General features: G+C 54.5%; 2 rRNA genes. Both read right to left on the reverse strand.

The features are described from left to right. Positions 1-35: 35 nt before the first annotated feature. A 5S ribosomal RNA gene (gene rrf, locus HJG53_RS18180) occupies positions 36-150 on the reverse strand. A gap of 178 nt (positions 151-328) precedes the next feature. Further along, positions 329-3121: ribosomal RNA gene (locus tag HJG53_RS18185) — 23S ribosomal RNA — on the reverse strand. Between the last annotated feature and the right edge of the window lie 30 nt (positions 3122-3151).

Raw genomic sequence — 3151 nt, forward strand, 5'->3', positions numbered from 1 at the left:
GTGAATGGGTTTGTTGATATTGCGGCGGCTTTAAAGCCTGGCGACGCCCTACTCTTCCATCGCTTGAGCGATAGTACCATTGGCGCAGTCTGGTTTCACGTCCGAGTTCGGGATGGGATCGGGTGGGTCACAGACGCTATGGCCACCAAGCTATAGAGCCGCCGCAAAAGGATTTCGGCCAAAGGCTCTCCCGAGCATGTCGAGGGATGGTGCTTTGGCCGAGGATTGGCTTCGCCAAAAGTGGAGGCGAAGTCATTGATCGATGCCCGTGCATACAGGTGCTGAGGTCATATCCACTTCATCAACGCTGTTGTTGATGGTGTGTCCTCTCAAGCGCGAATAGAGCAATTAGTATCGGTTAGCTCCATGGGTTACCCCACTTCCACATCCGATCTATCAACGTCGTGGTCTCCGACGGCTCTATGAAGTCTTATCTTGAGGGAGGCTTCCCGCTTAGATGCTTTCAGCGGTTATCCCGTCCGTACATAGCTACCCTGCTGCGCTCTTGGCAGAACGACAGGTCCACCAGAGGTACGTTCAACCCGGTCCTCTCGTACTAGGGTCAACTCCTCTCAAACTTCGACGCCCACGGCAGATAGGGACCAAACTGTCTCGCGACGTTCTGAACCCAGCTCACGTACCACTTTAATTGGCGAACAGCCAAACCCTTGGGACCTGCTCCAGCCCCAGGATGTGATGAGCCGACATCGAGGTGCCAAACAACCCCGTCGATATGAGCTCTTGGGGGTTATCAGCCTGTTATCCCCGGCGTACCTTTTATCCGTTGAGCGATGGCCCTTCCACGAGGGACCACCGGATCACTATGACCGACTTTCGTCTCTGCTCGACTTGTCAGTCTCGCAGTCAGGCTGGCTTATGCCATTGCACTCTAACAGCCGGTTTCCAACCGGCCTGAGCCAACCTTCGCGCGCCTCCGTTACTCTTTGGGAGGCGACCGCCCCAGTCAAACTACCCGCCACAGAGGGTCCCAGAACCGGCTAACGGTCCGTGGTTAGACAGTAGAAAACAACAGGGTGGTATTTCACATTGTGGCTCCACCAGGGCTGGCGCCCCGGCTTCAAAGCCTCCCACCTATTCTACACAGTTATTTTCCACTGCCACTCTGAAGCTGCAGTAAAGGTGCACGGGGTCTTTCCGTCTAACCGCGGGTACTCCGCATCTTCACGGAGAATTCAATTTCGCTGAGCAGGTGTTGGAGACAGTGGGGAAGTCGTTACGCCATTCGTGCAGGTCGGAACTTACCCGACAAGGAATTTCGCTACCTTAGGACCGTTATAGTTACGGCCGCCGTTTACCGGGGCTTCAATTCAGAGCTTGCACTCCTCCTCTTAACCTTCCGGCACCGGGCAGGCGTCAGACCCTATACGTCGTCTTGAAGCCGACTTAGCAGAGCCCTGTGTTTTTGCTAAACAGTCGCTACCCCCTGGCCTGTGCCCCCTTGAAGTGCTTGCGCATATCAAGGGCCTCCTTCTTCCGAAGGTACGGAGGCAATTTGCCGAGTTCCTTCAACACCCTTCTCTCAAGCGCCTTGGTATACTCTACCTGACCACCTGTGTCGGTTTCGGGTACGGTCTATACGGAGGGGCTATTTCCCGGGACAGCTTCGAAGCACGCTCAATCCGATAAGAGCGTACAACACACACCATCCGTCACACACCTCCAGGTACTGGAATATTAACCAGTTTCCCATCGACTACCCCCTTCGGGCTCGTCTTAGGGGCCGACTCACCCTGCGCGGATTAGCCTTGCGCAGGAACCCTTGGTCTTTCGGCGACAGAGCATCTCACTCTGTTTATCGCTACTCATGTCAGCATTCGCACTTCCGATATCTCCACCGCCCATTACCAGACGGCTTCACAGACCTACGGAACGCTCCGCTACCGCTGCAGTAAACTGCAACCCTAAGCTTCGGTGCGTGTCTTGAGCCCCGTTACATCTTCGCCGCAGGAACCCTTATTTAGACCAGTGAGCTGTTACGCTTTCTTTAAAGGATGGCTGCTTCTAAGCCAACCTCCTGGTTGTTTTGGGATTCCCACATGCTTTCCCACTTAGACACGACTTGGGGACCTTAGCTGTAGGTCAGGGCTGTTTCCCTCTTGACGACGGACCTTAGCACCCGCCGTCTGTCTCCCGGACATCACTCGTTGGTATTCGGAGTTTGGTTAGGTTTGGTAGATCTCGCGACCCCCTAGCCCATCCAGTGCTCTACCCCCAACGGTGTCAATTCCGAGGCACTACCTCAATAGTTTTCGCGGAGAACCAGCTATTTCCCGGCTTGATTGGCCTTTCACCCCTAAACACAACTCATCCGGTACCTTTTCAACGGTAATCGGTTCGGACCTCCAGTGGGTGTTACCCCACCTTCATCCTGGTCATGCCTAGATCGCCGGGTTTCGGGTCTAATACATCTGACTAAAGCGCCCTATTCAGACTCGCTTTCGCTGCGCCTCCACCTATCGGCTTAAGCTTGCCAGATACATTAAGTCACTGACCCATTATGCAAGAGGTACGCGGTCAGGCCATAAAGACCCTCCCACTGCTTGTAGGCATTCGGTTTCAGGTACTGTTTCACTCCCCTCATCGGGGTGCTTTTCACCTTTCCCTCACGGTACTTGTTCGCTATCGGTCATGCACGAGTATTTAGGCTTGGAGGGTGGTCCCCCCATGTTCAGACAGGATTTCACGTGTCCCGCCCTACTCGAGTCCTGACATCTCACTTTCGCATACGGGGCTGTCACCCGCTCCGGCCGATCTTTCCAAATCGTTCTGCTAGTTGAATGTCAGGCACTGGCCTGGTCCGCTTTCGCTCGCCACTACTTACGGAATCTCGGTTGATGTCTTTTCCTCCGGGTACTGAGATGTTTCAGTTCTCCGGGTTCGCTTCACCAAAGCTATGTATTCACTTCAGTGATACCTTCGTTCCCATTTACCCAGCCACTGATCGCTCAGCAGCTGAGTAAATGGTGAAGGTGGGTTTCCCCATTCGGAAATCGTCGGGTCAAAGGTTGCTCACACCTCACCGACGCTTATCGCAGCGTGCCACGTCCTTCATCGCCTGTGCATGCCAAGGCATCCACCAAATGCCCTTACCTCACGCTTGAGAGTCCACACCACCAACAACAACGCTGAG

This window comes from Sphingomonas sp. ID1715 (assembly GCF_013044515.1).
Classification (GTDB): Bacteria; Pseudomonadota; Alphaproteobacteria; order Sphingomonadales; family Sphingomonadaceae; genus Sphingomonas_B.